The sequence below is a fragment of the Mesorhizobium sp. M7A.F.Ca.CA.003.01.2.1 genome (genome assembly GCF_003998945.1).
Taxonomy (GTDB): domain Bacteria; phylum Pseudomonadota; class Alphaproteobacteria; order Rhizobiales; family Rhizobiaceae; genus Mesorhizobium; species Mesorhizobium ciceri.
The window spans coordinates 1-26,845 of the sequence record NZ_RZRA01000004.1; the positions used below are offsets into that span (position 1 = coordinate 1).

General features: G+C 64.4%; 26 protein-coding genes. 3 read left to right on the forward strand and 23 right to left on the reverse strand.

All coding sequences use genetic code 11. The features are described from left to right. The 6 genes from EN969_RS00545 to EN969_RS00570 all read right to left on the reverse strand — a co-directional run. A partial coding sequence (locus EN969_RS00545; protein ID WP_127418964.1) for an ATP-binding cassette domain-containing protein occupies positions 1 to 345 on the reverse strand: 345 nt, incomplete at its 3' end. Next, on the reverse strand, positions 269 to 1,099 hold the full coding sequence (locus tag EN969_RS00550) for an ABC transporter ATP-binding protein (protein WP_063168748.1): 831 nt from the start codon (positions 1,097 to 1,099) through the stop codon (positions 269 to 271). The genes EN969_RS00545 and EN969_RS00550, both read right to left, overlap by 77 nt. After that, a complete protein-coding gene (locus EN969_RS00555) occupies positions 1,096 to 2,091 on the reverse strand; it encodes a hypothetical protein (RefSeq protein WP_024504006.1) in 996 nt (331 codons plus the stop codon). The genes EN969_RS00550 and EN969_RS00555 overlap by 4 nt, the downstream gene beginning before the upstream one ends. Further along, positions 2,091 to 3,041, reverse strand: coding sequence for a branched-chain amino acid ABC transporter permease (locus tag EN969_RS00560; protein WP_224620706.1), 951 nt, complete (start codon positions 3,039 to 3,041; stop codon positions 2,091 to 2,093). Before EN969_RS00560 ends, EN969_RS00555 begins: the two co-directional genes overlap by 1 nt. A 150-nt stretch (positions 3,042 to 3,191) precedes the next feature. Further along, positions 3,192 to 4,304: a branched-chain amino acid ABC transporter substrate-binding protein gene (locus EN969_RS00565; protein ID WP_063168747.1), complete on the reverse strand. Its 1,113-nt coding sequence runs from the start codon at positions 4,302 to 4,304 to the stop codon at positions 3,192 to 3,194. Between the two features lie 141 nt (positions 4,305 to 4,445). Then, positions 4,446 to 5,219 carry a GntR family transcriptional regulator gene (locus tag EN969_RS00570; protein ID WP_063168746.1) on the reverse strand — a complete coding sequence of 258 codons (774 nt, stop codon included), beginning with the start codon at positions 5,217 to 5,219 and terminating at the stop codon, positions 4,446 to 4,448. A gap of 111 nt (positions 5,220 to 5,330) precedes the next feature. Here EN969_RS00570 and EN969_RS00575 point away from each other — a divergent pair, with 111 nt between their 5' ends. Next, the gene (locus tag EN969_RS00575) at positions 5,331 to 6,083 is read left to right on the forward strand and encodes an NAD(P)-binding domain-containing protein (RefSeq protein ID WP_063168745.1); all 753 of its coding nucleotides are present in this window, start codon (positions 5,331 to 5,333) and stop codon (positions 6,081 to 6,083) included. 28 nt (positions 6,084 to 6,111) lie between these two features. Here the strand turns inward: EN969_RS00575 and EN969_RS00580 are convergent, their stop codons facing one another. The 7 genes from EN969_RS00580 to EN969_RS00610 all read right to left on the reverse strand — a co-directional run bounded on the left by EN969_RS00580 (position 6,112) and on the right by EN969_RS00610 (position 12,315). Next, positions 6,112 to 6,861, reverse strand: coding sequence for an SDR family oxidoreductase (locus EN969_RS00580; RefSeq protein ID WP_063168744.1), 750 nt, complete (start codon positions 6,859 to 6,861; stop codon positions 6,112 to 6,114). 18 nt (positions 6,862 to 6,879) lie between these two features. Next, the gene (locus tag EN969_RS00585; protein WP_063168743.1) at positions 6,880 to 7,806 is read right to left on the reverse strand and encodes a 3-hydroxyacyl-CoA dehydrogenase NAD-binding domain-containing protein; all 927 of its coding nucleotides are present in this window, start codon (positions 7,804 to 7,806) and stop codon (positions 6,880 to 6,882) included. Next, positions 7,803 to 8,672 (reverse strand): hypothetical protein, encoded by an 870-nt coding sequence (locus EN969_RS00590; protein WP_063168742.1) that lies wholly within the window; start codon positions 8,670 to 8,672, stop codon positions 7,803 to 7,805. The genes EN969_RS00585 and EN969_RS00590 overlap by 4 nt, the downstream gene beginning before the upstream one ends. 1 nt (position 8,673) lies before the next feature. Beyond that, positions 8,674 to 8,997: an NIPSNAP family protein gene (locus tag EN969_RS00595; RefSeq protein ID WP_063168741.1), complete on the reverse strand. Its 324-nt coding sequence runs from the start codon at positions 8,995 to 8,997 to the stop codon at positions 8,674 to 8,676. Positions 8,998 to 9,060: 63 nt separating this feature from the next. Continuing rightward, the gene (locus tag EN969_RS00600; protein ID WP_127224187.1) at positions 9,061 to 10,353 is read right to left on the reverse strand and encodes an alpha/beta fold hydrolase; all 1,293 of its coding nucleotides are present in this window, start codon (positions 10,351 to 10,353) and stop codon (positions 9,061 to 9,063) included. Between the two features lie 14 nt (positions 10,354 to 10,367). Further along, positions 10,368 to 11,342 carry an alpha-ketoacid dehydrogenase subunit beta gene (locus tag EN969_RS00605; RefSeq protein ID WP_063168739.1) on the reverse strand — a complete coding sequence of 325 codons (975 nt, stop codon included), beginning with the start codon at positions 11,340 to 11,342 and terminating at the stop codon, positions 10,368 to 10,370. 1 nt (position 11,343) lies between these two features. Then, positions 11,344 to 12,315 carry a thiamine pyrophosphate-dependent dehydrogenase E1 component subunit alpha gene (locus EN969_RS00610; RefSeq protein ID WP_158515799.1) on the reverse strand — a complete coding sequence of 324 codons (972 nt, stop codon included), beginning with the start codon at positions 12,313 to 12,315 and terminating at the stop codon, positions 11,344 to 11,346. A 103-nt stretch (positions 12,316 to 12,418) separates the two neighbouring features. Between EN969_RS00610 and EN969_RS00615 the strand changes: the two genes are divergently transcribed. Further along, on the forward strand, positions 12,419 to 13,165 hold the full coding sequence (locus EN969_RS00615) for an SDR family oxidoreductase (protein WP_063168737.1): 747 nt from the start codon (positions 12,419 to 12,421) through the stop codon (positions 13,163 to 13,165). Between the two features lie 40 nt (positions 13,166 to 13,205). On the opposite strand, the gene EN969_RS00620 is transcribed toward EN969_RS00615, so the two are convergent. From EN969_RS00620 to EN969_RS00635, 4 genes are read right to left on the reverse strand one after another with little or no spacing between them, the layout of a single operon-like run. Then, positions 13,206 to 14,945: a cobalamin-dependent protein gene (locus EN969_RS00620; RefSeq protein ID WP_063168736.1), complete on the reverse strand. Its 1,740-nt coding sequence runs from the start codon at positions 14,943 to 14,945 to the stop codon at positions 13,206 to 13,208. Continuing rightward, entirely contained in the window at positions 14,942 to 15,754 is an 813-nt protein-coding gene (locus EN969_RS00625; RefSeq protein WP_063168735.1) for an alpha/beta hydrolase, read from the reverse strand. The genes EN969_RS00620 and EN969_RS00625 overlap by 4 nt, the downstream gene beginning before the upstream one ends. Beyond that, positions 15,754 to 16,530 (reverse strand): aspartate dehydrogenase, encoded by a 777-nt coding sequence (locus tag EN969_RS00630; RefSeq protein WP_063168734.1) that lies wholly within the window; start codon positions 16,528 to 16,530, stop codon positions 15,754 to 15,756. The genes EN969_RS00625 and EN969_RS00630 overlap by 1 nt, the downstream gene beginning before the upstream one ends. 11 nt (positions 16,531 to 16,541) lie before the next feature. Further along, entirely contained in the window at positions 16,542 to 17,078 is a 537-nt protein-coding gene (locus tag EN969_RS00635; RefSeq protein WP_063168733.1) for a cupin domain-containing protein, read from the reverse strand. 150 nt (positions 17,079 to 17,228) lie between these two features. On the opposite strand from EN969_RS00635, the gene EN969_RS00640 reads away from it, so the two are divergent. Continuing rightward, entirely contained in the window at positions 17,229 to 18,833 is a 1,605-nt protein-coding gene (locus EN969_RS00640) for an FAD-dependent oxidoreductase (protein WP_206525122.1), read from the forward strand. Positions 18,834 to 19,060: 227 nt separating this feature from the next. On the opposite strand, the gene EN969_RS00650 is transcribed toward EN969_RS00640, so the two are convergent. From EN969_RS00650 to EN969_RS00675, 6 genes are all read right to left on the reverse strand, one after another. Further along, positions 19,061 to 19,873, reverse strand: coding sequence for an NAD(P)-dependent oxidoreductase (locus EN969_RS00650; protein WP_063168731.1), 813 nt, complete (start codon positions 19,871 to 19,873; stop codon positions 19,061 to 19,063). Positions 19,874 to 19,876: 3 nt separating this feature from the next. Beyond that, the gene (locus EN969_RS00655) at positions 19,877 to 21,079 is read right to left on the reverse strand and encodes a pyridoxal phosphate-dependent aminotransferase (protein ID WP_063168730.1); all 1,203 of its coding nucleotides are present in this window, start codon (positions 21,077 to 21,079) and stop codon (positions 19,877 to 19,879) included. Next, a complete protein-coding gene (locus EN969_RS00660; protein WP_063168729.1) occupies positions 21,076 to 22,695 on the reverse strand; it encodes a hydantoinase B/oxoprolinase family protein in 1,620 nt (539 codons plus the stop codon). Before EN969_RS00660 ends, EN969_RS00655 begins: the two co-directional genes overlap by 4 nt. After that, positions 22,692 to 24,788: a hydantoinase/oxoprolinase family protein gene (locus EN969_RS00665; protein WP_063168728.1), complete on the reverse strand. Its 2,097-nt coding sequence runs from the start codon at positions 24,786 to 24,788 to the stop codon at positions 22,692 to 22,694. The genes EN969_RS00660 and EN969_RS00665 overlap by 4 nt, the downstream gene beginning before the upstream one ends. After that, positions 24,785 to 26,455 carry a thiamine pyrophosphate-binding protein gene (locus EN969_RS00670; RefSeq protein ID WP_063168727.1) on the reverse strand — a complete coding sequence of 557 codons (1,671 nt, stop codon included), beginning with the start codon at positions 26,453 to 26,455 and terminating at the stop codon, positions 24,785 to 24,787. The genes EN969_RS00665 and EN969_RS00670 overlap by 4 nt, the downstream gene beginning before the upstream one ends. 98 nt (positions 26,456 to 26,553) lie before the next feature. Next, positions 26,554 to 26,845, reverse strand: a 292-nt coding sequence (locus tag EN969_RS00675) for an FAD-linked oxidase C-terminal domain-containing protein (RefSeq protein ID WP_281059994.1), incomplete at its 5' end; no start/stop codon positions are given.

Below are 26,845 nucleotides of genomic sequence, written 5' to 3' on the forward strand. Positions count from 1 at the left end.
CTCCCCGCCGCGACCGATATGGGCCGCGACCAAGTTTTCCTCCACCGTCAGGCGCTGGAAGATCTGGCGGCCTTCCGGGCAGTGGGTGATGCCGAGACGCACGACCTGTTCGGGGCGCATCCCGGTGATGTCGCGGCCCTCGAACGCGATGCTGCCTGCGGTGGGCCGCGCCACGCCGGAAACGGAATTGAGCAGCGTCGTCTTGCCGGCGCCGTTCGGACCCAGGATGACGACGATCTCGTGCGGATCGACGTCAATGCTGATGCCCTCAAGAACGCCGACGCGCCCGTATCCCGAGCTGAGCCCGGCGATTCTGAGCAGCGGCCCGGATGTCGTCGATGTCATTGGCGGTTCCCAGATAGGCGAGTTGGACGTCGGTGCTTGCCTGCACTTCGGCGGGCGTGCCCCGGAAGAGCAGTTTCCCATGATGCATGACGATGATGCTGTCGCAGAGTGTCATGACGAGATCCATGTCGTGCTCGACGACGATCATGATCCGGTCGGGCGAACGCAACGCGGTGAGTTTTGCCGTCAGTTCCGCCGTCTCGTGGTGGTTCAATCCGGCGGCGGGCTCGTCGAGCAGCAGGACGCGCGGATTGGCGACCAAGGCGCGGGCGATCTCCAGCATGCGTTGTCGGCCATAGGGCAGGCCCCCGGCATCGACGTCGGCGTAGCCCTGAAGGTCAAAAAACCGCAGGATTTCCATGCATTTCTCACGCCGGCGCCGGCGCTGGGCGTTGGCATAGGGTGGCCAGATCACTTCCCTCCAGGCGGCCGCAACCTCGGCGGGATAGAAACAGACTTCAAGGTTCTCGATCGCCGACATCTGGTCGAAGAGGCGGATGTTCTGATAGGTGCGGGCAATTCCCGAATTGGCGATCTGGTATTTCTTGAGTTTGTCGAGACGCTTGCCGTCGAGCGTGATCGAGCCCGACGACACTGTGTAGGAACCAGCCGTCATGTTGATCAGCGTCGACTTGCCGGCGCCGTTCGGTCCGATCACGCCGTGGATTATGCCGGGAGCGAAGTCGGTCGACACGCCGTCGATGGCGACGACCTCGCCATACACCTTGCGAAGGCTCTGAAAGACCAGCGTCATTTTCCGAAAAGCCCTCGGATCAGTTTCTCCGGCCCGAAGCTGCGCGGCACGATGCCGGCCGGGCGCGCGATGATCAGCGAGATCATCAAAAGACCGAGGAAGAGGATGCGCCATTCGGCGAATTCGCGCAGCAGCTCCGGCAGCAGGATCAGGATTGCCGCGCCGGCGACGATGCCGAAGATGTTGCCGATGCCGCCGACCACGATCATCAGCACGATCAGCACCGATTCCTGCAGCGTGAAGCTTTCCGGGCTGACGAAACGCTGCGATGCGGCGAAGATCGCGCCGGCTATGGAACCGATCGTGGCCGAGGTGGCGAAAGCGGCAAGCTTGGCATTGGTGGTGTTGATGCCGATGCCGCGCGCGGCATCCTGGTCCTCGCGGATCGCCGCCCACGCCTTGCCGAGGATGGAGCGCTCGAGCCGCCAGACCACGGTGCCGACGATGAGCACGGTGATCAGCAGCAGCCAGAAGAAGTCGATCGGCCGGGCAATCTGTATGCCGAGGATCGACGCCTTGTCCAGCCGGGCAATGCCTTGCGGCCCTCCGGTCAGCCAGTCGAGATTGTTGATGATGATGCGGATGATCTCGCCGAAGCCAAGTGTGACGATGGCCAGATAGTCGCCGCGCAATCGCAACACCGGAATGCCGAGCAATATGCCGGTGACCGCACCCAGGCAGGCGGCGACGAGCAGGATGAGCAGGAACGGCATATGCAGGCCGAGCTGCGGGCTTGCCAGCAGCCCATAGCTGTAGGCGCCGACCGCGTAGAAGGCGACGAAGCCGAGATCCAGCAGCCCGGTATAGCCGATCACGATGTTCAGGCCGATGCCGAGCAGGATGTAGATCAGCAGGCTGTTGAGGACACGGACATGGTAGTTGGGCAGGAAGGGCGTGGCCATGATCAGCGCGATCGCGATGGCGAAGACGAGCCAGGAGATGGTCCGGTTCGCACGCGGCCGGGCCGCGGCGAGAGTGTCGGCGGCGGCCATCAGAATTCCCTCTTGTACACGATGCTTTCCTCGGAGACGGCCTCGCCGAGTATACCGGCAGGACGGACCAGAAGCACGAGTATGAGGATCGCAAAGGCGAGAACGTCGCGATACTCGGTGCCGAGCACGCCGTTTGTGACAATGGGCAGCAGCGCGGTTCCCCACACTTCGATAAAAGCCAGGATGAAGGCGCCGAGCATGGCGCCGGGGATTGAACCGATGCCGCCGAGGATGGCCGCGGTGAAGGCCTTCAGCCCGATGACGGCGCCCATGCTGGGCGACATGATGCCATAGTAACTGGAATAGAGGATGCCGCCGGCAGCGCCGAGAAGCGGCCCGACGAAGAACACCATGGAGATGGCGCCGTTGACGTTGATGCCAAGCAGCTGTGCGGTCGGTCGGCTTTCCGATACGGCGCGCACGATGATGCCGATACGGCTCCGGTTGACTAGGACATGCAGGCCGAACATCAGCACGAAGGCGGCGATCAGGATGCCGATCTGCATCAAGGTGATGGTGCCGCCCATCACCTGATATCGGACGACGGGGAAGAAGCTGGGAAAGGCGACTGGCTGTGGGCCGGCCAGGATCTGCACCCCGGTGACGAGCGACAATGAGACGCCGAGCGAGGACAGCATCGGCGCGAGCCGGGTGGAGCTTCTCAGCGGTTTGTAGGCGACCCTTTCGATGCCGACTCCAATGAGGCCGACGAGGAAGATCGCCACGAGAAAGGCCGCGGTAAGCGCCAGCGCGCCCGACATCCCGACATCGCCGACCAGCAGGCTGAGCGCCAGAAACGCTACATAGGCGCCGAGCATGAACATCTCGCCATGGGCGAAGTTGATCATGCGCAACACGCCGTAGACCATGGTGTAGCCGAGCGCGATCAGGGCGTAGATCGAGCCGATGGTCAGGGCATTTACCGTTTGTTGGATAAGATTTCCCAGCATGGGCCGGCGTCCTGTGCCTGCAACCCCATGGACCGGTCGAACCGGGAAGGGGAATGGTCGACGTGGCCGCCCGTACTTGCGGCAGGCACGCCCGTCAACAGGTGAAGGAGCCGCTTCGCGCGTAGCGATGCGGCTCCGGCGGTCTGGCTGCTATTTCGAACCGACGAGATGGAAGCCCGTTCCCTCCACCTTGTAGAGGTAGGATGGGGCGACTTTGAGTTCGCCGGTTTCGTCGAATTCCAGCTCGCCGACGACGGTCTTCGCCTTAACTGCATGCAATGCCGCGTTGAGGTCCTCACGCGTGAGGCCTTTCGTCGTTTTCAGCACCTGTTCCAAAATCTGGCCCTGTACATAGCCGTAGATCGAATACGGGCCGGCTTCCTCACCATATTTCGCCTTGTAGAGTTTGGCGAAATCGGCGATCTCGGGGGAGGCATCCATCGGCGGCACCTGGATCGCGACAAGCGTGCCCTGGACATTGGCTTCGCCGGCCTGTTTGATGAGGTCCGGCGTGTAGCCGCCGTCCGGCACCATTAGCACGGCGGCGATACCTTGCTCGTGCATCTGCTTGGCAAACAGCGCAAGCTGCGGCATGACGGCGCCGAGATAGATCGCATCGGGCTTCTTGGACTTGATCTGGGCCAGCACAGCGGTGAAGTCCACGTCGGATGGCGCCACGGCAATGGTATCGAGGACCTTGCCGCCGCCGGTTTCGAAGTTCTTGGCGAAGATTTCGGAAATGCCCTGGCCGAAGACCTGCTTGTCGTTGACGATCACGGCAGTCTTGGCGCCGAGCTTGCCCAGCGCATATTCGGCTGGCAACAATGCGCCGGCCAGATCGTTGGCCACCGGGCGCACCATGAACTTGTAGCCCTGCTTGGTGAGAGACGGATTGGAGCCGAAGGTCATGGTCGGCAGCGTGCAGTCTTCATAGATTGGCAGCGTCGACTGGGCGACGCCGGAATTGAAGTTCACCAGGCCAAGCACGACCTTGTCATTGTCGCAGAATTTCTGGGCGACGAGCGTTCCCTCGCGCGGGTCGGCCTTGTCGTCCTGCTGGTCATAGGCAATGGTGACGCCATTGACGCCGCCATCGGCGTTCAGCCTGTCGACGTAGAGCTTGAAGCCATTGTGCCAGGTGCTGCCGAAATAGGCCTGCGCGCCCGAGAGCGGCGCGGACATTCCGACGGTAATCTGCTCGGCCATGGCCGGCGCTGCAAAAAGCGAGGCGCCGAGAAGAAGTGTGGCGATAGATTTTTTCATCATGGTTCCCCTTAGCTGCTGACTACGACAGGGGAGGCCGTTGCGGTCTTCTTCCCCGTGTAAGCCCATCGAAGCAGACAAAGGGATCGTCGTCAAGAAAGTGTCGACACTATTGCGTTCAATTTTGTGCTCAGATATCGATTATGCGTCGCGAGCCCTTCGGCGACGCTTCAGCTCGGCGCCATTGTCGGGCGCGAAAACCTTGAGCAAGGCGTCCTTGAGCGCTTGCTGCGTGGCGGAGACGGTCATTTCGATATGTTCGCGCAACAGTTTCGCGCCGTTCTCGGCATCGCGCTTGACGGCAGCCTCGACGATGGCCGAATGGGAGGTGATCTGCGCCTTGTCATGCGAAGGATGTTCGATCTGGATGCGGCGGATGAAGCGGATGCGTGCATTGATGGAGCTGAGCTGGCCGACAAGTTCCGGATTTCCGGAGAGTTCGGCGATGAGCAGATGGAAGCCTTCGTCCTCGGCCAGGATGACATCCGGCGGCTGGTCCGGGTAGGCGTCGACGATCGCTTCCCAGTAGCTCCGCAGCCGGTCGATTTCGCTGTCGTCGGCGCGCTCGCACATCAGCTTGAAAGCAGCGCACTCGATGATCGAGCGGAACTCGTAGAGATCGAGCAGGCCCTCGGTGCTGAGGCTTCTGACGAAAAAGCCTCGATTGGGCGTGAGCGAAACGAAACCCTCGGAGGCGAGCCGGTTCAGCGCCTCGCGGATCGGTGTGCGCGAAAGGCCAAGGCCGCGCGAAAGCTGGACCTCGTTGATGCGCTCTCCGGGCTTCAGCTTGAATTCGACCAGGAGCTTGCGGATGGTGTTGTAGGCGCGTTCGCTGCTATCGGCAGCGCGGCGCGTCTCCGCTTCAGCGGCAAGGGACGGGTCGCTATCGGCACTGGTCTCGGCTCGTTCGGTCACGTCGGTTCTCATCTGATTTGTATGCAGGCTGTGTCGACACTTTGTAGAGCCGCCTTTCTTTCCCAACTTCGTGTGAATGGCAAGCAGCAGGTTCAAATCCGGGGGACAACAATGATTGTAGGCATTCTTGGGGTCGGGCATCTGGCGACGTCCATGCTGGCTGGGTTCTTGCGTTCCGGGCTTGATCCCGCGGCGATCGTGCTGTCGCCGCGGGGCAAGGCGGCGGCGCTCTCCGCCCGGCACGGTTTTCGGCTGGCAATCGACAATCGCGATCTCGTCGAACAGTCCGATGTCGTCATTGTTGCGGTGCGGCCCGTGCATGCGCCGGATGCGGTCGCTGGCCTGCCGTGGCGCACGGACCAAACAATGGTTTCGGTTTGCGCCGGCGTAGCGCTATCGCGGTTTGCTGTCGCGCCTGCGCGCGCGGTGCGCGCCATGCCGTTCACGGCTTCCGAAATCTGTGCCAGTCCGACGATCTATTTCCCCGACCTTGAGCAGGCGCGGGCGGTCCTCGACTGGCTTGGCCCCTCGATCGCTCTGGCCAGCGAAACGGACTTCGAGTTGGCGACGGTCAATGCCGCCATCTATGGCTGGGTGCAGGATCTGATCCGCAGGACGACTGAATGGTCGAGCGCGCGAGGTCTCGATCCGGCAATTGGCCGCCGGCTGACGGCGATGACGTTCGTGGCCGCCGGGCGGCTGATTGAGGAGAAAGACCAGCCGATGCATCAGATGCTCGAGGAGCTGGTGACACCGGGCGGCATCACCGAGCGGGGTCTGCAGGTGCTTTCGGCGCGCGGAGTGCCTGCGGCCTGGGAGGAGGCCTGCACGGCCGTGCTCGACAAATTGACCGAGCCGGACTGAGGCGCGGCGTCGCTGACGCCACGCATGCTCATCGTTGCGGCGCGGGCGGATAGGTATGGCCGCCGGGCGCCTGTTCGCTCGGCGCGACGGTCAGTTCGCTGATGTCGACATGATCCGGCATCCGCAGCGCGGTAGCAAGCACGGCGGCAATGTCGGCCGGGCCGAGCGGCCGCTGTTGCGAGTACATGCGCTTGCGCAAGCCCTCGCGGTCGCCGTCGAAGGCCTTCAGATAGAAATCCGTTTCCACACGGCCCGGGGCGATCTCGGTCAGCCGCACGCCGGTGCCCGCGAGATCATAGCGCAGGATGCGACCGGCCTGGGAAAGGCCGGCCTTGGCCGCACCGTAGGTCGTCGTGCCGGGAAAAACGCCGCTGGCTGCCGTGCTGGTCAGGTTGAAGATGTGGCCACGCTTGCGCGCGATCATGCCCGGCAGCAACATGCGGATGAGCTGCAAGGGTGCGGTGAGGTTCAGCGCCACCACCTCGGCTGTTTCCTCCGCGCTCTGTTCGTGCAGGGGGCGCACGGTCGCCAAACCGCCGGCATTGTTGACCAGGACATCGATTTCCGCCGCACCGAGCGCAGAAGCGATCGCCTCGTTGTCGCGCACATCGGCGACAAGCGGTTTCACGCGTGGCCCGAGCCTCTCCTGCAGGACCTGTAGCGCGCCACGGCTGCGCGCCAGCGCATGGACGGTCAATCCTTCCGCGATCAGGCTCTCGACGATCGCTGCGCCGATGCCTTTCGAGGCGCCGGTGACGAGGGCGGTGCGATAGGTCATGGCCATTCTCCGTGACGATTAGAGTGCACCGTGTGCGGCCACTGTTTTCAAAATGCCGACCAGGCCAGGCTCGCGCGCGGCCTTCAGATCCTCGTGGCTGCGCCCGCCTACCGCCGCATTTGTCGAAGCTGTGATCGAGCGGATGGTCTCGCTGTCAAGCTTTGCGTCGAGCAGCGTGTCCCAGATCGCCTGATAGGTCGGGCCATATTTGCGCAGGAAGTCCTCGATGCCATCGGCGTTGAGGCTGTTGGAGATGAACGAACCTTGCAGGGTCCATTTCGCGCCCGGCCCATACATGAAGGCACGATCCACGTCCTCGACCGAGGCGACGCCGTCTCGCACCAGAGCGATCGCCTCGCGCCACATGGCGCCCATCAGGCGCAAGGCGATATGGCCGGTCACCTCCCGGTTGAGCGTTACCGGCTTCTTGCCGATGGCTTCATAGATGGCGCGTGCGCGGGCGATCGCTTGTGGATCCGATGTCTTGCCGCCGACGATCTCGACCAGCGGCATCAGATGCGCTGGATTGAAGGGATGGCCGAGCACGACGCGGCCGGGCAGGCGGCACTCGCCCTGCATGTCGGACACCAGCAGGGCCGAGGAGGAGGAGGCGATGACGATCTCGTCACCGACATGATCTTCGATCTCGGCGAGCAGCCGGCGCTTGAGGGCCAGGTCTTCCGGACCGTTCTCCTGCACGAAATCGACGCCTTGGAGCGTCTCGGCGAGCGTCGGAAAAAGATGGATCTCGCCGGGCGAGGGCGAGGATCCCTTCAACGCGTCTAGGTCGGCCATGAGTGCAGGCAGCACCTCGTTGAAAGCCGCTTCGCGCCGCTCTGTCGGGTCGAACACGCGCACCGCGTGGCCGGCATGGGCAAAGCAAGCCGTCCAGCGCTGCCCGATGACGCCGAAACCGACAATGCCGATGGTCAGTTTTTCCATCATCCGGCCCTCCTGCCGTCAAGCGCAGCGCGGAAGGCCTCGTTGAGGTCGTTCCACGGGATGAGAAGATCGATCCAAGCGCCAACCCGCCCGGTAGCCAGGATCGCCTCGTCCATCAGCGCACCGAGCGGATAGTTGCCGTCCATCGCCGCCTTGAGCCGGAAAAGCAGGGCAGGCGTTTCCTCCATGTGGCAGAAATCGCGTAGCCGGGTCGCGGTCTTGTCGAGCGCGATTGCTGCCGCCTGGCGCAGCACCAATTCGTCCTTCCGGCCGCGCTCGGCGCGGATCCACCAGAGGAATTCGTGCAGCACCCGCGCTTCTGATTCCGCGGTGAAGACAGGCCCTGCCGGGTGCATGATGGCGCGTGACGCGGTGACCCGGCTGATGTCGGCGGGACAGAACACCCACAGCGCCTTGCGAGCGGCAATGATATCCTGTGGCAGCGACGATGGCGGCGAAGGCTCGGACACGCCGCCATCCGACCGGACAAGCGTGCCTTCCAGGATGCGGCGGCCCTGGTCCTGTTTCAGTGTCGCGGCAAGTTCGGCAATGCCTTCCACCGGCGCGTCGAGATGGCCGAGAACGGTGATCTCGGCATTCTCCGCCTGAAGCGGCGCGAAGGTGATTTCGAGGAACTGCCGCACCGGCCAGTAGATGAATGCGCCGGCGGTCGCGGAAAGCACATGCGTAGCACCCTCGATATCCTCGACGAAGGGAGCATGCCAATAGATATGGCTGCCGGCGATCTTCGGCGTGTGCAGCTGCAGACGCATCGGCAAGGCCGAAAGCAGCGCGCGGCGCGTGCGCTCGGCATCGCCAGTCAGGCGCAGCGGCCAGCTGCGCCCCTCGGTCGAGAAAGTCAGGTCCATCTTATTTTCCCGGATTGAAGAACGAGACGGGTTTGAGGATCTGGTTGCGCATGTCGAGCAGATAGTCGGTCTCGATCACCTTGCGCCGGTAGGCCTGCCATTCCGGGTCTGCCTCCATGCGGTCGCGCCGCTCCTCCCGGTCGGCAAGGCTTTCATATCTCCACAGATGCACGGTGCGCGAGAGGTCGCCGATATGCGTCTGGAAGAAGCCGAAGGGCTCGCCCAGATAATGCCGCTGCATCGGCAGGCCGACGTCCTCGTAGAGTTTGAGGAAATGCGACAGCTTGTTGGGGCGGGCGGTGTAGGTGCGATGGTCGAAGATCATATCGGCACTCCTTCTGACATTCTGTCGTGGCGCCCTTGACGCGGGCGTGATGGTCTTGCCGGCTCAGCCGGCACTTCGCACCGTATCGGCGATGAGCCGGGCGGTGAGCGCCGGTGCCTCGATCTGCGGTACATGGCCAACGCCATCGAGAAGATGAACGGCAGTGAAGCCCGGCGCGCGGGCCGCATGGGCGACCGGGATGACGCGATCGAGCCTGCCCCAGATGAGCCGCGTCGGGACGGCGAGTTCGCCAAGCGCGCCCGCGAGATCGAAACCCTGCGTGCCGTCCGGGAACAGGCTTTCGGCCATCGCAGTGAGCGCGTCGCGATTGCCGGTCTTTTCCAGCTGTCTGAGTGCGGCCTGCGCATAACCGACCGGCAGGGCCGAGGGGTCGCCGACCATGACCGCCAGCCATCGCTCAAGCGCCGGGACGGTTGTTGCGCGGGCGAGCCCGGCAAGGAAGCCCGCATTGATCTCGGGGCCGAGCCCGCCAGGGGCAAGGAGTGTGACAGAGCGTACCGTAAAACGGCCCAGTCGTGCGAGCGCCAGAGCCGCCGCGCCGCCGAGCGAATGGCCGACGAGATGGGCATTGCCGACGCCCATCCCCTCCAGCCGGTCGGAGAGGAGGAAGGCGATCTCCTCGATGATGCTTGCAGGTCTTGCCGCTTCCGTACCATGGCCGGGCAAGTCGAGGCTGATCGTCTCGATCCCCGGCCCGAGCAACGGGACAACCTGCCGCCACACGGAGCGATCCGCCCCGAAGCCGTGGATGAGGACCACCGGCACCGTCTGCCGGGCCGGCGCGGCGACAGGCGATGCCTGGACTGCGGCTGGCGCCCGCTGGCCTGCACCGTCCTGTTCGTTCGTGCGAGCGGCAAGGGTGGCATCGATGTCGCGCTTCTTGATCCGTCCGCGCGGCCCGCTTCCCGAAATGGCGGCAAGGTCGAGCCCGGCCGCGGCGGCAAGGCGCCGGGCAAGCGGGCTGGCGATCGGGCGGCTGCCAGGCTGCCGGATGGAGGAAGAGGCTTCGTCAGCCACAAGCTCGCGCGGATTGGCTGCCGCGGCGGCTGCTGTCGCCGGCCCGACCGAGGCTGGCTGGCCAGCCATCGGCTTCGCGTCCGCGATCGTGCCGAGCACGGCGCCCACCGGCGCTTCCTGTCCCTCGGCGAAGAAGATTTCGGCCAGCCAGCCGTCGCGGTCGGCTTCGATTTCGGTCGCGGCCTTGGCCGTCTCGACGGTGACGACCAGATCGCCGGCCTTGACCGGATCGCCTGGCTTCACCGCCCAGGCGATCACCAGCACGGCTTCCATGTATTCGCCGCCGGCGCTGTCGATGCTGATCGGATGGGTCGCCATCGCCGCCGCCTCCGTCACTTCAGCGTCTTCAGCGCGGCGGTGCGGATCTTCTCGGCACTTGGCAGCATCGCCGTTTCCAGCGGCTCGGAATAGGGGATCGGCATGTCCGGCAGCGTGACGCGCGCGACCGGCGCGTCCAGCTCGTCGAAGGCGTGATCCATGATCGTTGCCGAAAGCTCGGCGGCGTAGCCGCAAAAGCGCCAGCCCTCGTTGACCACCACGGCATGGTGCGTTTTCGCGATCGAGGCGACGATGGCGTTGACATCCAGCGGGCGCAGCGACCGGAGATCGACGATCTCGGCCGAAACACCGTCGGCTGCGAGAAGATCCGCGGCTTTCAGTGCCTCGACCACCATCTTGGAGGTGGCGAATATCGAGATATCGTTGCCTTCGCGCAGGGTTGCCGCCTTGCCGAGCGGCACGGTCACATCGCCTTCCGGCACCTCGCCGCGGGTGTTGTAGAGCAGCTTGTGCTCGAGGAAGACCACCGGCTGGTCGTCGCGGATCGCGGCCTTCAGCATGCCCTTGGCGTCGGCGGGCGTCGAAGGAGCAACGACCTTGATGCCGGGTATGTGGGCAAGCATGGAATCGAGCGACTTGGAGTGCTGCGCGCCGGCGCCGGCGCCGCCGCCGCCCTGCGTACGCAGCACGAACGGCATCTTGACCTGGCCGTTCCAGATGTAATTGTAGATCGATGCCTGGTTGACCAGCGCATCGAGCGTCAGCGGCACGAAATCCGCATACATGATTTCCAGCACCGGCCGCGTGCCGGTCATCGCGGCGGTCACGGCCATGGCGGTCAGCGCCTGTTCGGAGATCGGCGTGTCGCGCACCCGCGTTTCGCCGAATTCCTCCATCAGCCCTTTCGTCACCTTGAAGACGCCGCCATAGCGTCCGATGTCCTCGCCGAAGACGAAGACGGAGGGGTCGGCCTGCATCTCTTCGCGCAGTGCCGCATTGAGCGCTTCGGCATACCGCATCATGGCCATGTCAGTGTGCCTCGCTGTAGGGGTTGCAGGCTTCGTCGAGCGAGAATTCGGGCATCGGGTCGGAGAGGGCCGCCGCGAATGCCTCGTCGACCTCAGCTCTGGCCGCCACCTCGATTGCCGCGAGTTTCGCCTCGCCGACGTCGCCCAAAAGCGCCTTGCGCGAGACGAGCAACGGGTCACGTTCCTTCCAGGCCGCAATATCCTCCGGCTTCTGGTAACCGCCCATGTCGGAGGTGGAGAAACCTTCGACGCGGTAGGTCTTACATTCGACCATGCCTGGGCCTTCGCCGCGCCTGGCGCGCTCGACCATGGCCGACACGGCACGGTAGACAGCCACCGCGTCATTGCCGTCGACGATCTCGGCCGGCATCGCGTAGCCGGCGGCGCGGATCGACAGGTCCTCGACCGGCGACTGGACCTCGGAGGGAACGGTCAGGCCGAACTGGTTGTGTTCGAGCACGAAGACGACCGGCAATTTCCACAGCCCCGCCATGTTCATGGCTTCGTGGCAGATGCCGGTTTGCGCGGCGCCGTCGCCAAAGACGCACATGGCGACATTGCCGGTGCCGAGGATCTGCATCGACAGCGCCATGCCGGTGGCGGCTGGAATGCCCGCGCCGACAATGGCATTGCCGCCGATCACGCCCTTTTCGGCATCGGCCACCAGCATGTGGCCGGCGCGCCCGCCGCAGGCACCGGTGGCCCGCCCGAAGATCTCGGCCACCACCGGGTGCACGGCCATGCCCTTGCCGATATAGACCGCGTGGCCACGATGGGTGGTGGCGACCTTGTCGCCGGCCTCCAGCACGGCGGTCGCGGCGACGCCGACGGCTTCCTGGCCATCGCAGCGATGGATCGGACCGCGCGTGCGTCCTTCCTTGTGAAGCGCCCCAAGGCCCTCTTCGAGATGCCGCACCAGCAGCATCCGGCGATAGATTTCCAGATGTTGTTCGACGGAAGGAGTGTTTTTCACCGATATCCCCGAGTTCGTGCCGAAATTAAATACAAAAGTGTCGACACTTTGCAAGCGCTTCTGCAAGATAGGGCAAAACAAGTTTGTGAAAAGGGGATCGATCATGCGTTTGGAGGGCAAGGCGGCCATCGTCACCGGAGCCGGCGCCGGTATCGGCGCGGCCGTCACGGAACTGTTTGCGAAGGAGGGCGCGCGCGTTCTGGTCGTCGATCGCGACGGCGCGCGGGCCGGCGAGGTGGCCGGCAGGACCGGAGCGCTGGCCTGGGAGGCGGACGTCTCGGACGAAGTCTCCGTGGCGACGATGGTGCGCCGCGCGCAAGAGGCCTTCGGCCGGGTGGACATTCTGGTCAACAATGCCGGTTACGGCATACGCGGTTCGGTTGTCACCACCGCGGCGGCGGATTGGGACGCGCTCATGGCCGTGAACCTCAAGGGCGTCTTTCTCTGCTCCAAATATGTCATTCCCGTCATGGCCGCGGGCGGCGGCGGGGTGATCGTGAACACCGCTTCCAACGTGGCCCATGTCGGACTTGCCGATCGGGCGGCCTATGTCGCCTCCAAGGGCGGCGTCGCGGCGCTGACGCGTGCCATGGCGCTTGACCATGTTGCGGACAAGATCCGCGTCAACGCCGTGGCACCGGGTGTGACCTGGTCGAGCTATTTCGAAACCATGCTGGAAACCCATCCCGATCCTCAGGGGTTTGTCGCGGCATTGAACGCGCGCTCACCGATGAATCGCGTCGCGCAGCCGGTTGAAATCGCAAATGCAATCCTGTGGCTCGCCAGTGACGAATCCTCTTTCGCCACCGGCTCGATCCTGACGGTCGACGGCGGCATGACCGCCTGGTAAGGCACGCCCCTGTCGTTGCGTAAGACGAAGCCTGCCCGTTTCAGGCAACGGGCCGGATGGAACGCAGGGCACGCAGCATCTCGTCGAGGTCGGCGCAGGGCAGGCAGCCTAGGTCTGCTATATCCTTGGTCACGTCGACCGGCAGGCCCGAATTGGACTCCTTGGGCACTTCGTTCAATCGTCCGCCGATGAGCACCGGCAAGGCAAGTCCGCGTGCCGCCATCGCTGCTTTCACCGCCTGTGCATAACGCAGCGCCACGCCATTGTAAGTGCTGACGGCGATCGCATCGGCCCCGGTTTCGGCGGCGCGGGCGACGAGTGTTTCCGGGTCGACGGCCACACCGGCATCGGCGATGACGATGCCCAGGCCTTCAAGCGCCTGTTCGACGAGATATTTTCCGTGCTCATGCACGTCGGTCGTGCCGATGCAGACGGTCAGGGGTCTAGGGCTTTCCAGCGGCTTTTGCGTCGCGACCCAGGCGACGGCCTTGTGGTTGAGCTCGCGCGCCCATTCGGCATGGATCAGCGGCGTGCGTCCGCGGATGCCGTCCGCGCCCGGGCCGAACAGCGCCTCCATGCGCTTCGGCCCCATGCGGCGGATGGCGAACATCAGCGCGGCCGGGTCTTCGGTATCCACCCCGCGCTCGGCCAGCCCTTTCATGACGGCACCGGCAAAGCGACGCCCGCCTTCGACCAGCACATCGGCCATCGCCTCCACCCTGGCCCAGTCGAAGACGGGGTCGTAGAAGGGGGCGTGCAGCGTGAGCCGGTGCGCGAAGGTTTGTGCGTCGATGATCTCGTCGACATCGGGAATGCGCTGGTTCTCGGTTACCGGTACCGGATTGATCGCATGGCCGGAGGGCCATCGCCCGACAGCCAGTATGTCGGCCAGGAGATAACTCGCCAGGGTTGCGTAATTGCCTGCCGGGGTCGACTGGTAGGAAACGGTGTTGCCGAAGATCATGGTGCCCGGCGTATCGCTGACCCGCACCAGCGCGGCATGGAAGGCAGCGCGCGACAGTGGATCGCTGAAGTGGTGGCCGTAGCAATGGCCGAGCCGCGCGCCGATCAGATCCTCGACGATGTGCTTTTCGACCAGCACCATGCCGAGCGCGCAGGCCATGTCGATGAACAGCCCGGCGAAGCCGTCGTCGAGATTGGAATGGACAAGGATTTCGGCATCCTGCGCGGCAATCAGGCCGAGGGCGGTGACGGTCGCTTCGGTGGTCGCGACATCATCGTCCCAGTAGGGCAGCCGGAAGGTGAAATACTGCCCCAGATTGCCGATGGCCGTTGCACCGGCGGCGATGGCGGCGCGGGTGTTTTCCACCGCGCCCGGCAGGCCGAGCATGAAGTCGCCGAAATGCGCGGCAGCGGGCGCGGCGTTGGTGATGCGGGCGAAATCCTCGGGGCCGGTGAGCACGATGCCGGTGCCGCGCGCGGCCTTTGCACGCATGGCTTGGGGATAACCCATCGACCAGTCGAGGGTGATGCCGAAACGGTCGACCGTTACCCCTGCCTTGCGGCATTGCTCATGCACCTCGCCGATCGCGGCCACGGTGCGGTCGACGCTTCTGAAGCCGATATGGGCGTGCTGCATGACTCGCTTTTCGGCCGCTGCCTTGCGCTTCCATGCGGCTTCGGACGGCATCCCAGTCTCGGTCAGGAAGCGGCAGCTGCCGAGGCGCCAGTCGCGCGCCATGACGCGTCCTTCGGCGAGGAGCTCGGCGCCAGGCTTGAGGCGCGGGTCGAGGAGGGCGGGGCTGAGGTCAGCGATCATGATGCTTTGCGATCAAGGTGAGCTTCGACAATGAAACGGCGAATGATGGCGGCAAGACCTTCGGGGTCGGCGAGGGGGTGAAAATGCGCACCGGGAACTGAAACAAACCGGGCATCCGGTATTGCCGCAGCGATCGCCTCCGAAAGGGCTGGCGGTGTCAGGATATCGCCGGTGGCCGCAATCACTTGAACCGGGGTGTCGATGCGCGGCAGATCGGCAAGGCGATCATGGTCGAGCAGCATGCGCACGCGCGCAGCACTGACTGTCAGCGGCGCCAGGGTGTCAGGGGCGGCGGCGACGGCTGCGTCGAGTTCCCCGGCATGCGTTTCGAGGTAGGACGGTTCGTGGCAGAGCACATGGCCGAGGCGCTGATAGGTCTCGGCCAAGCCGGCCTCCAGCAGTTCGGCGCGAGCGCTGAAGAGCGTGCGGAAACGGCTGTCGGCTCGCGCCCAGGAACTGCTGATCGTATAGCTCAGGCCAAGTTCCGAATGATCGAGCGCCAGCACCTGCGCGATGGCGCCACCAGTGGAATGCCCGACAATATGGGCGGGACCGCCCGTCTGCGCCAGCAGGCCGGCAATGTCGCTGGCGATCAGGGGAATGGAATAGGGGCTTTCGGGGCGATCGCTGCGACCGGCGCCGCGATGGTCGGTGACGATGACGCGATGGTCGGCCTCGAGCAGGCGTACCACACCAGTCCAGAACCTTCCATCACCGCCGAGCCCGGAGATGAGGATGAGGCGTGGGCCGGCGCTGCCTGATGTCTCGTAGTGGATGCGGCAGCCATCGGCGGCGGTGAAGAAGGGCATCAGCTGAGGCCCTCCCTGTCGAGCAACTCGCCAAGCGCCGCGACGAGACTGAGCGCCGTGAGCATCGAGGTTTTCGGATTGTTGGGCGAGGGTGCGTTGACGAGGCGGAAGGAGGCGGTGCCGGCGGTGCTCTCGACCTCGATTTCATGCATGTTGCCGGCAGCTTTCGGATCGGCAACCACGCGCACTGTGACTTTGTCGATACCTGCAGCGAGCGCCACGGCGAAGGCGGCGTTGAGGTTTTTCGGATAGAGCTTTGCCGCTTGCGCCGGCGTGCCTTCGAAGAGGGATACCGCGTCGTGCTCGGCCGACAGGCCAAGAGTGGCAAGCTCGACTTCCCAAGCTGTCGGCGGCTTGCGCGAGGTGTAGCGCACCCGCGCCTCAGGAAGTGCGGCTATCGCCCTGAGATAGTCGAGACCGCCCAACGCGCCTGACGGCAGGACCAAGCGCGCGCCGCTATTGCGCGAAGCATCGGTCAGCCTCGCGGCAAGGATCGGATCGGCGAATGCACCGATCGAAGCGATGATGGTCGGGATGCCGGCTTCGAGAAGCGCGGGCACATAAGCGGCCACCGCCTCCTGGCTTGCCGCCTCCACCACCGCCCGGGGGCGCGGACCGATCAGCGCGTCAAGCTGCGTGACAGTGCTGACATTCGCCGGCAAGTCGCGGCGGGTACCTTCGCGCATCAGCGCCACCCAGCAAACCGAGTCCACTGGGAAAGCTGAGACGATCTCGCGCGCGATCGTGCCGAAGCCGATGAGGCCGAGCGTCACCATCCGAGGCTTCTTCAGGGATTCTGCCTCAGGGGATCGAACTTGTCGGCGAGGTCTGCCCCGAACACCGTCTTGCGCTCGATTTCCAGAACGTTTTCGGGGCGCGGGAAATTGGACGGCACACGGTCACCTGGCTTGCGCGGCTTGCCGATCAGGCGAAAGAAATCCTCGAGCCCGTTCGGCACGATCAACCAGATCCAGCGCAGGCGCGTGTCGCCGTCGTTGATGAACATGTGTCGGACATTCTTCGGCAGGAACACCACGCTGTCCGGTTCCAGCGGATATTCCTTGCCGTCGATGACGGCGCGGCCATGGCCTTCGATGACATAGACCGTCTCTTCGTTGCGGTCATGCGTGTGTTCGCGCACATAGCCGCCGGGCGCTACCGACTGCGTGCCCAGCGCGAAGGGGTGCTCCATGCCGACGATGTGCGGCGCGAGCGCCACGTCGATATGGCCGTTTGCGGGAACCGGCTGCCAGTAGCTTTCGCGCGTTTCGGTTCCGGAAACATGGATGCCAGAGGGCGCGGGTGGAAGGTTGGTGTCGTCCATGGCTCTGCCTGTCGAATGGAGCTGCGAAGGTCGTTCGGGCGCGTTGCTGACTTGGAGAGGGTACAGCGCAAAAAGTGTCGACACAATAGTAGACAGATTAAATTTCGTGCCTCTATATAGTGCTGTGTCGATGATGGCAGGGGAATGCCGATGGGCGAGTACGATGTTCTGGTGATCGGTTCGGGATCGGCGGCCTGCTCGGCAGCGCTGCGGGCCGCCAAGGGTGGCCTCAGGGTGCTCGTCATCGAAAAGAGCGAATGGTTGGGCGGCACCTCGGCCATGTCCGGTGCCGGGGTCTGGATACCCGCCAACCATGTCGCGGCCGAAGCCGGCATCGCCGACAGCCGCGAGGATGCGCTCGCCTATCTGCGTGCGGTCGCGCCCGAAGGATGGGAGCAGAAGGAAGATGCGCTCTGGGGCGCTTTCGCCAAGGCCGCGCCGGACATGCTGCACTTTCTGTCCGTCAACACGCCGCTCGATTTTCGCTTGATCAACGAGCCCGATCCCTTTGCCGAAGCGCCGGGCGGGAAACTCTATGGCCGCATGCTCTCGCCGAGGCCGCTCAGCCGCCGTCTCCTCGGCAAGTTTGCGCGGAGTCTGCGCCGCTCCACCTTGCCGCACAGCTTTACCTACCAGGAGATCGTCGACCTCGATCTCTATCACCATCCCATCCGCGCCGGGTTCAAGGTCTGGCCGAAGCTTCTATGGCGATGGCTGACGAATTCCGGCGGCCAGGGCACGGCACTGATGACCGGGCTGATCAAGGGCTGCCTCGATGCCGGCGTCACCTTTCAGCCGGGAACGCGCGCCGTCACCCTGCTTCAGGATCCGGACTCACGCATCGCCGGCGCGGAGGTGGAGAGCAAGGGCCGGCGCACGAAGATCGTCGCGCGCCGCGGCGTCGTCATCGCAACCGGCGGCTTCGAATGGGACGCCGAGATGCGCGCACGCCACTTCCCCGGCGCCTTCGACCGGATCGGCAGCCCGCGCGGCAATGAGGGCGACGGCCAGAAGCTTGCGGCTTCCGTCGGCGCGCAATTGGACCGCATGGATCAGGCGAACGTCTATCCCTGCCTGCCGACGCGCTACCAGGGACAGTCGCACGGCTTGCCGATGACCTTCCAGGCCGAGCCGCATTCGATCGTGGTCGATCGCGAGGGAAAGCGCTTTGTCAGCGAAAACGCCTTCAACATCGGCGAGGCGATCGATGCGCGCGGACCGGATGGCGAGCCCGTCCATCTGCCCTGCTATCTCGTTGGCGATAATCGTTTCCTCAAAACCTCGCTGCCTTTCCGCTGGTATGCCTCCTACGAGCGCGACTGGATCAAGAAGGCCGATACCATCGCTGGCCTTGCCGCCAAGCTCGGGTTGCCGGCGGCGGCGCTGGAGGAGACGATCGCGCGCTGGAACGGCTGTTGCGAGAACGGGCACGATGCGGACGTCCACCGCGGCGATAATGGTTGGGAGGCATACAAGGCGCATGGCCCCGAGAACCGGCTGAAGCCGATCGACAAGGCGCCCTACGTCGGCATGACGATCAATCGCTCGATCCTCGGCACCAAGGGCGGGGCCCGGACCAACGAGCGGGCGCAGGTGTTGAGACCGGACGGCTCGATCATTCCCGGCCTTTATGCGGCAGGGCTTGCGATGGCCAACCCCATCGGCACGCGCGCCGTAGGGGCCGGCACCACGCTCGGCCCGAACCTGACCTGGGGCTTCATTGCGGCCGAGACGATCCTGCATCAGAACAGGTGATCGCGGAAGCCTACATGGCAGACGGCACCGAACCTCAGAAGCACACCGGAGGCATGGGGGTGATCGCCGGAGCCTACGGTCTTGCACGATCGCCGGTGTCGCCCTGGCCTGAACGTCCCGGAAGCGCTTCATGATCATTATTCGGCTGTCGCCGTGAATTGCAGGGAGCCGTAGGGGTGTTGGTGGATGTTTCGTCTTCGCCATCTAGCGGATTGGTTTTTTGATAGTTACGCCCGCTTGTCGTCCGGATGGCCAAGCTCGCAGAACCACCCGCCCAGATACTTCACCGATGGCGCCTTGGGATCCGGAATCTGCGTCTTCGCCTCGACCGCTGCGCGGAATGGCTCGGCGCTGTCTTGCGGGATGAACCCCAGATGGTTGGCGCCGCTGTTGTCGACCATTTTCAGCTTGTTGTCGGATATGCCGAACGAGATTGTGTGCCCGACGCGCGGCGCCGTCAGTGCTGCTTCGACCAGACGAACGCAGTCGGCGAAGGAAAGATACGACCACAGCATGCGTCGGTCGGCCGGTTCGGGAAAGGACGAGAAGATACGCAGGCAAGCCGTCTCAATGCCGAACTTGTCCCAGTAGAGCCGGCTCAGGCTTTCGACGAAATTCTTCGACACGCCGTAGAGGCTGTCGGGGCGCACCGGCGCATCGACGCCGATATGGGCTTCGACTTCATGATAGCCGATGGCATGCACCGAGGAAGCATAGATAACCCGCTTCACGCCGTGTTTCCGGGCGCCTTCGTAGATGTGGTAGGATCCGCGAATGCTGGAATCCAGGATCGTTTGCCATTCGCATTCAAGCGGCGCACCGCCGAAATGCACGATCGCGTCGCAGTCCTTGGTGGCCGCAAGTGTAGCCTCCATGTCGGCGAGATCGAAGACCGCTTCTTCCTCGTGAGGAGCAAGATCGCCGAACGGTTCGCGACCCGCCAGGCGGATCGTTTTTGCCAGCGGCACCAGCCCCTTTCGCAGTTCCGAGCCAAGCCGGCCGGCGGCGCCGGTGATCAGGATGCGTTCGTAATGCGGCATGGTCTACTCCACTTGCGCGACGGCGGCGTTGATCCGCGCGATCGCCTCGGCAAGCACCTCCTCGCTGGTGGCGGTGGAGATACGAAAATAAGGTGAAAGTCCGTAGGCAGTGCCCGGCACCGAGGCCACGCGGCCTTCGTTCAGAAGATAGGTCGCCACCGCCGTATCGTCCTCCAGCATGACGCCTTTTGGGGTCCTGCGGCCGATCAGGCTGGCGCAACCGATATAGGCATAGAAAGCTCCTTCCGGCGGCGGCAGCGTCAGGCCGTTGATGCGCCTTATGCCATCGACGACCAGGTTCCTGCGCGCCTCGAATGCATCGCGGAAACGAGCCACCTCGTCCTGCGGGCCATTCAGTGCGGCGACCGTCGCCGCCTGGGCAATCGAGCAGACCGAAGTGACCGACTGGCTCTGGATGATCGACATCGCCTTGACGAGTGGTGCCGGGCCGGCTGCATAACCGACACGCCAGCCGGTCATCGCATAGGCCTTGGCCACGCCGTTGACGATGAGGCTTCGGTCCTTGAGGTCAGGGCAGGCCTTGCCGAAGGATACGAATTCGCGGTTATCGAAGATGATGTGCTCATAGATCTCGTCCGACAGGATGAGCACCTGCGGATGCCTGGCAAGGACAGCGCCAAGCGCCTTGAGATCGTCGGCCGAGTAGACCGCTCCGGATGGATTGCCGGGCATGTTCAGGAACAGCCACTTGGTTCTCGGCCCGATCGCCTTTTCCAAGAGTTCGGGCGTCAGCCTGAAGCCGCCGCTTTCCCTGCATTCGACCGTGACGGGCGTGCCGCCTAGCAGCTTCACCATCTCAGGATAGGAGACGAAATAGGGCGCGGGCAGGATGGCCTCGTCGCCGGGTTCCAGCGTCGCCATCAGCGCGTTGAAGATGATCTGCTTGGCGCCGTTGGCCACGACGATGTCGTCGGCCGTGTAGTCCAGTCCGTTCTCGCGCCTGAACTTCCCGGCCACGGCCTCGCGCACTTCCGGCGAGCCGGCTGCGGCGGTGTAGAGGGTCTGGCCCGCTTTGGCGGCTGCATAGGCCGCTTCGATGATGTGGGCAGGCGTCGGAAAATCAGGTTCGCCAAGGCCAAGGTCGATGACGTCGACGCCTTTGACCCGTAGCGCCTTGGCCGCCTGCGAGGCGGCCATCGAAGCCGACGGCTTGACCACGGACAGGCGCGAGGAAATGTAGCTCATCGGCTTTTCTCCGAAATATAGCCCCTGGACACGTCCTGTGCCCGCGCCTCCGTACTGCGCCTGGAGGGATCGCCATAGCCGCCACCGCCAGGAAGTTCCAGCACCAGACGACGCCCTGCCGGAACGTGCTGCCAGCCCTTGGGGCGCATCAGCGTGCCATCGTCGAGCCTGACGATGCCGGCTATCCCGTCCTTGCCGCCATCGCGTCCCTTGGCCGGATGGTTGACCCGGTCGAACATGGCGGAAAAATCGAACTCGTGGCCTTCAGTGGCCGCGATTTCGAGGATCTGGCCGAGGCCGCCGCGAAATTCCCCGTCGCCCCCGGAATCGGGACGCAGTTCCTTGCGCCAGATGACGATCGGCCCGGTGTGCTCGGTCGCCTCGATCGGCATGGTATGGACACCGGACGGAAAGGCGGTGGCGGACAGCCCGTCCAACGTCGGGCGGGCCCCCATGCCGCCGGAATTGAACATCAGCACCTCGGCGCGGCGTCCATCGCTCCCGGCGACCGGCCTGACCGAGATGTGGATGTTCCACAGTGCCGCCGCCCCTTCGGCAAGGATCTGGCCCGGCAGCGCCTTGGCCAGCGCGCCCAGCACCAGATCGGGCACCATATGGCCGATGACGTGCCGCAGGGAGACCGGCGCCGGCCGCGGGGCGTTCAGGATGTTGGTCGGCGACGATATAGTGAACAGAGCAAGCGAGGCCGCATTGTTCGGGATCTCCGGCGCCACGACGCATTTCAGGGCGTAGCAGGCATAGGCCTTGCTGTAGATGATCGGAACGTTGATGCCCCATCGGCTTGTCGGATCGGTGCCGGAGAAATCGACATTCAAATGGTCGTCCTCAATCGAGACAGCTGCCACCAGCTTGACCGGCGTATCGTAGCCGTCGGTCACCAACTCGTTCGACCAGGTGCCTTTCGGCAGCGCCTTGATGCGCTCCAGCGTCGCGTCATGCGTGCGCGTGAAGATGAACTCTCCCAGCCTGTCCAGCGATGCCAGGCCGATCTCCTTCATCATGTCGACCAGGCGGCGATGGCCGACCTCGTTGCAGGCGGCCAGCGAATAGAAGTCGCCGACGACCTGGTTCGGCTCGCGCACATTGGCGCGCAGGATCTTCACCAGATCGAGGTTCACCTTGCCGCGCTCGGCGAACTTCATGATCGGGATCTGGATTCCTTCCTCGTAGACTGACTTGCCGTCGGCGCCGAAGCCACGTCCGCCAACATCGACCACGTGCGCGGTGCAGGCGAAGAATGCCACCAGTTCGCCGTTCAGGAACGAGGGCGAGACCATGGTGATGTCATGGAGATGGCCGGTGCCTTTCCAGGGATCGTTGGTGACATAGGTGTCGCCCTCGTACATCTCCTCGCGCGGGATCTCGTTCATGAACTGCAGCACGGCCTCGGCCATGGTGTTCACATGCCCGGGCGTACCGGTCACGGCCTGCGCCAGCATCTCGCCGCGCGGATTGAACACGCCGGCCGACAGGTCGCCCGATTCACGCACCGACGTGGAGAAGGCCGTACGCAACAGGGTCAGCGCTTGCTCCTCGACCACCGAAATCAGGCGATTCCACATCACCTGCATGCGGATTTCCAAGATGTCGCTCATGCCTGGACCCCTTTGCGGATCAGGAGGATCGAACCGTCGCTCTGTAGCGCGGCATCGAAGAGAGTGGTGACGACCGTCGACGTCTCACGCTCGACGATCACCGCCGGACCGCTGATGCGATCCCCTGGCGAAAGGTCGGCGCGTTCGATGATGGCTGAAACCTGCACGGTTCCGGTCGCCGGATCGAAAACCTCGCGCGTTTGCGAAGCGGCGACGGTCCTGGTCCCCATGGTGATCTCGTGCCTTGCGGGCGCCGGCCGCACGTCCTGCGCCTTGACCGACCAGGTGACGATCTCGATTTCCAATCCGTCGAGGCCATCAATGGCACGGCCGAAGAAGCGCGCATAATTGTCCCGGAAGGCGTCCTTGAGGCTCACCTCATCGCCGGGCTTGAACGCCCTGTCGGGCAGCGGCACCGGGATTTCCCAACCCTGGCCGGCATAGCGCATGAAGGCGGTGATCTCGCGGGTGATGGCATTGTTAGTGCCGGCTCGCACGAAGCTCTCGGCAGTCGTCTTCAGCCCGTCGAGCAGCGCATTCACCTCGCATGCATCGAAGCGCGACAGCCGCATCAGCTTGGAAGCCAGCGCCTCGTAGCCGAACGGCGCCTTGAGAAAACCGATGGCCGAGCCGACGCCGGCGCCTTGCGGGACAAGGCACTGTTCGACGCCAAGCTTCTCGCACAGCCGCGCCGCATGCAGGGGCGCTGCACCGCCAAAGGCGATCATGACATTGTCGGAGATGTTCTTGCCGTTTTCCACCGCGTGGACGCGGGCGGCATTGGCCATATTCTCGTCGACGACCTCGCAGATGCCGAAAGCGGCGGAAACGGAATTGAGCGAAAGCCGGGTGCCGACATCGCGGGTGATCGCCTGCTCGGAAGCCTGCGTGTCGAGCCTGATGGCGCCGCCGGCGAAATTGTCGGGATCGAGCTTGCCCAGCACCAGGTCGGCATCGGTGATGGCCGGGCGGCTGCCGCCACGCCCGTAGCAGGCGGGACCGGGTTCGGACCCGGCACTTTCCGGGCCGGTCTGGATGCGGCCCATGGCGTCGACCCAGGCGATCGAGCCGCCGCCGGCGCCGATCTCGATCATCTCGATGACCGGGATCGAGATCGGCATGCCGGAGCCTTTGCAGAAGCGATAGGTGCGGGCGACCTCGAAGGTCCGCGCCGTGCGCGGCGAATAGTCCTCGATCAGGCAGATCTTCGCGGTCGTTCCGCCCATGTCGTAGGAGACGACGGAGTCCAGGTCGAAGCGCCGCGCCACGTCGGCCGCAAAAATGGCACCGCCGGCCGGACCGGACTCGACCAGGCGCACCGGAAATTCGGACGCGGTTTCCATCGAGATCAGTCCGCCGCCCGAGTGGATCATGAACACCGGACAGTTCGCCCCCATCTCCTTCAGCCGCACCTGGAGGCGCACCAGATAGTCGGCCATCTGCGGCCGGACATAGGCATTGGCGCAAACCGTGTTGAAGCGTTCGAACTCGCGCATCTGCGGCGAGACCTCAGCGCTGATGGAAATCGGTATGTCCAGCTTTCTGGCGAGGATCGCGCGTGCCCGCTGCTCATGCACCGGGTTCATGTAGGAATGGATGAAGCCGATGGCGACGGCGCCGAAGCCGCCCGCGGCGATGCTGTCGGCGATCTCGTCGAGCGCTGCTTCGTCCAGCGGCTGCAATTCCTTTCCGTCCGCGCCGATGCGCCCCTTGACCGTATAGCGATGCTCGCGCGGGATCAGCGGCGGCGGCAGCTTCAGGTTCAGATCATACTGTTCGAACCGGTTTTCCGTGCGCATCTCGATGACATCGCGAAACCCTTCGGTGGTGACCAATGCCGTCTTGGCGCCACGCCGTTCGATGAGCGCGTTGGTCGCCAGCGTGGTGCCGTGAATGACGATGTCGAGGTCCGCCAGCGTGATGCCGGCGTCGCGCACGACGATCTCGATTCCGTCGAGGATAGCCTGTTCGGGGGCGGCATAGTTGGTCAGGATCTTGGTGGAAAAGATCGTGCCGCGCACATCGACCACAATATCGGTGAACGTGCCGCCGATATCCGCGCCGAGACGGATGTCATTTGCCGTACTGGTCATGCGTTGGCCTTATGCGAAGCGAGCGCTGCGTCGCGCATTTGGGAAAGGGTTTGACGCGGCGTGATCGCCTCCGGGGAAATATCCAGCTCCAGGACCGCGCCGGTCGCGGATGCCAGCGCCCTGCCGAAAGCGCCGGCGAACTCCCCCGTCGCGCCGACCCGCTCGGCGTGGAAGCCATAGGCCCGGGCGATGCCGACAAAATCCGGGTTCTCGATGTTCGTTCCCGACACGCGCGCCGGATAGTGCCGCTCCTGATGCGCGCGGATGGTCCCGTAGATGCCGTTGTTCAGGATGAGGACGATCGGCTGCGCCCCGGCCTGCATCGCCGTCCCCAACTCCTGGCAGTTCATCTGGAAATCGCCGTCACCGGCAAAACAGACCACCGTGCGTGAGGGAAAGGCCACTTTGGCCGCGATGGCCGCCGGCAGGCCGTAGCCCATGGCGCCGGATTGCGGTGCAAGCAGCCGCGCCTTTGGCCCGAACCTGAAGAACTTGTTTGGCCACACGGTGAAATTGCCGGCGCCGTTGGTGAGGATGACGTCGTCGGGTAGGTTCTCGCGCAGCCAGCGGCTGACTTCGACCATGTCGACCGGGCCCGGCTGGGCAGGCGCGGTGAACGTGCCCTCATAGCTTTGGCGTGCCTGCGACCGCCACGCGCCCCAGTCGCCCTTGACCGGCGAGAGCGCCTTGGCGAAGGCGTTCGGCCCGGCATGGATGCCAAGCGAGGGCACGTAGATCTTGCCGATCTCGCGATCCGAAGCGTGGACATGGATCAGCTTCTGCTTCGGCTCGGGCACAGACAGCAGCGTGTAGCCATCCGTGGTCATCTCGCCGAAGCGCACATTGATCGCCAGGATCACATCGGCGTCCCGGATCAGCTTCTTGACATGCGGGACCATGCCGACACCGGCCTCGCCGACGAAGACCGGTGAGCCATTGTCGAACTGATCCTGGAAACGGAACGCCGCGACCACCGGAATGTCGGAGGTCTCGGCGAAAGCCTGGAGCACGGCACGCCCGTCAGCTGACCAGTTGGCACCGCCGATCAGGATCACCGGTCTGCTGGAGGCGGCCAGCATGGACCGGGCCTCGGCCAGCGCATCGGCATCGGCCGCGGCCTCGAACACCCTGGCAGGCCCGCTGAGCGCCGCGACATCGGTCAGCGTCGTCAGCATGTTCTCGGGCAGGGCGATCACCACCGGGCCTGGCCGCCCGGTGAGCGCCGTGGTCCAGGCCCGGGCAATGATTTCCGGCAGGCGCTCGACAGCGTCGATCTCCACCGCCCATTTCGCCATCGTGCCGAACACCGCGCGGTAGTCGATTTCCTGAAACGCTTCGCGGCCGCGCATGTCGGTGCCGACCTGGCCGACGAACAGGATCATCGGCGAACTGTCCTGCATCGCCGTGTGCACGCCGATGGACGCATTGGCGACACCCGGTCCGCGCGTCACGAAGCAGATGCCCGGCGAACCCGTCAGCTTGCCATAGGCCGAGGCCATGAATGCCGCGCCGCCCTCGTTGCGGCACAGCACGTAGTCCAGCTTTCCACGAGTGTCGTGCAGCGCGTCCAGCACGGCCAGATAGCTTTCGCCCGGCACACCGAAACTCTTGGTCGCGCCGAGCGCGATCAGGCATTCGACAAGAAGGCGACCGCCATTGCGGATCATGCTGCGACATCCTTCATTCAGGCGGCAAGCGGATCGAGCCTGCCTTTCGGATTCATACGTGCACGCTGGCGCATCGAGACGAAACCAAGAAATGCCGTCTATTCGAAAGTTTTTCTTTCCCGAGAGGCGCGAACCAGGACGTCCGGGTTCATCGTGCCCAGCGGATCGAACGCGCCTTTGAGCCGCGCCATGAGCTCTCGCTCCACCAGGCCGCGATTGCGGTCGGCCATGACCACCTTTGCCCGGCCAAGCCCATGCTCGGCGGCAAAGCTGCCGCCCATCTGAGTGGCAAGAGATGACAGCGCCTCTGCGAACAGCTCGGCCTTGCCGTCGAAATCGGCACGACCTTCCGGCGGAGACAAATTGTAATGGATGTTTCCGTCGCCGAGG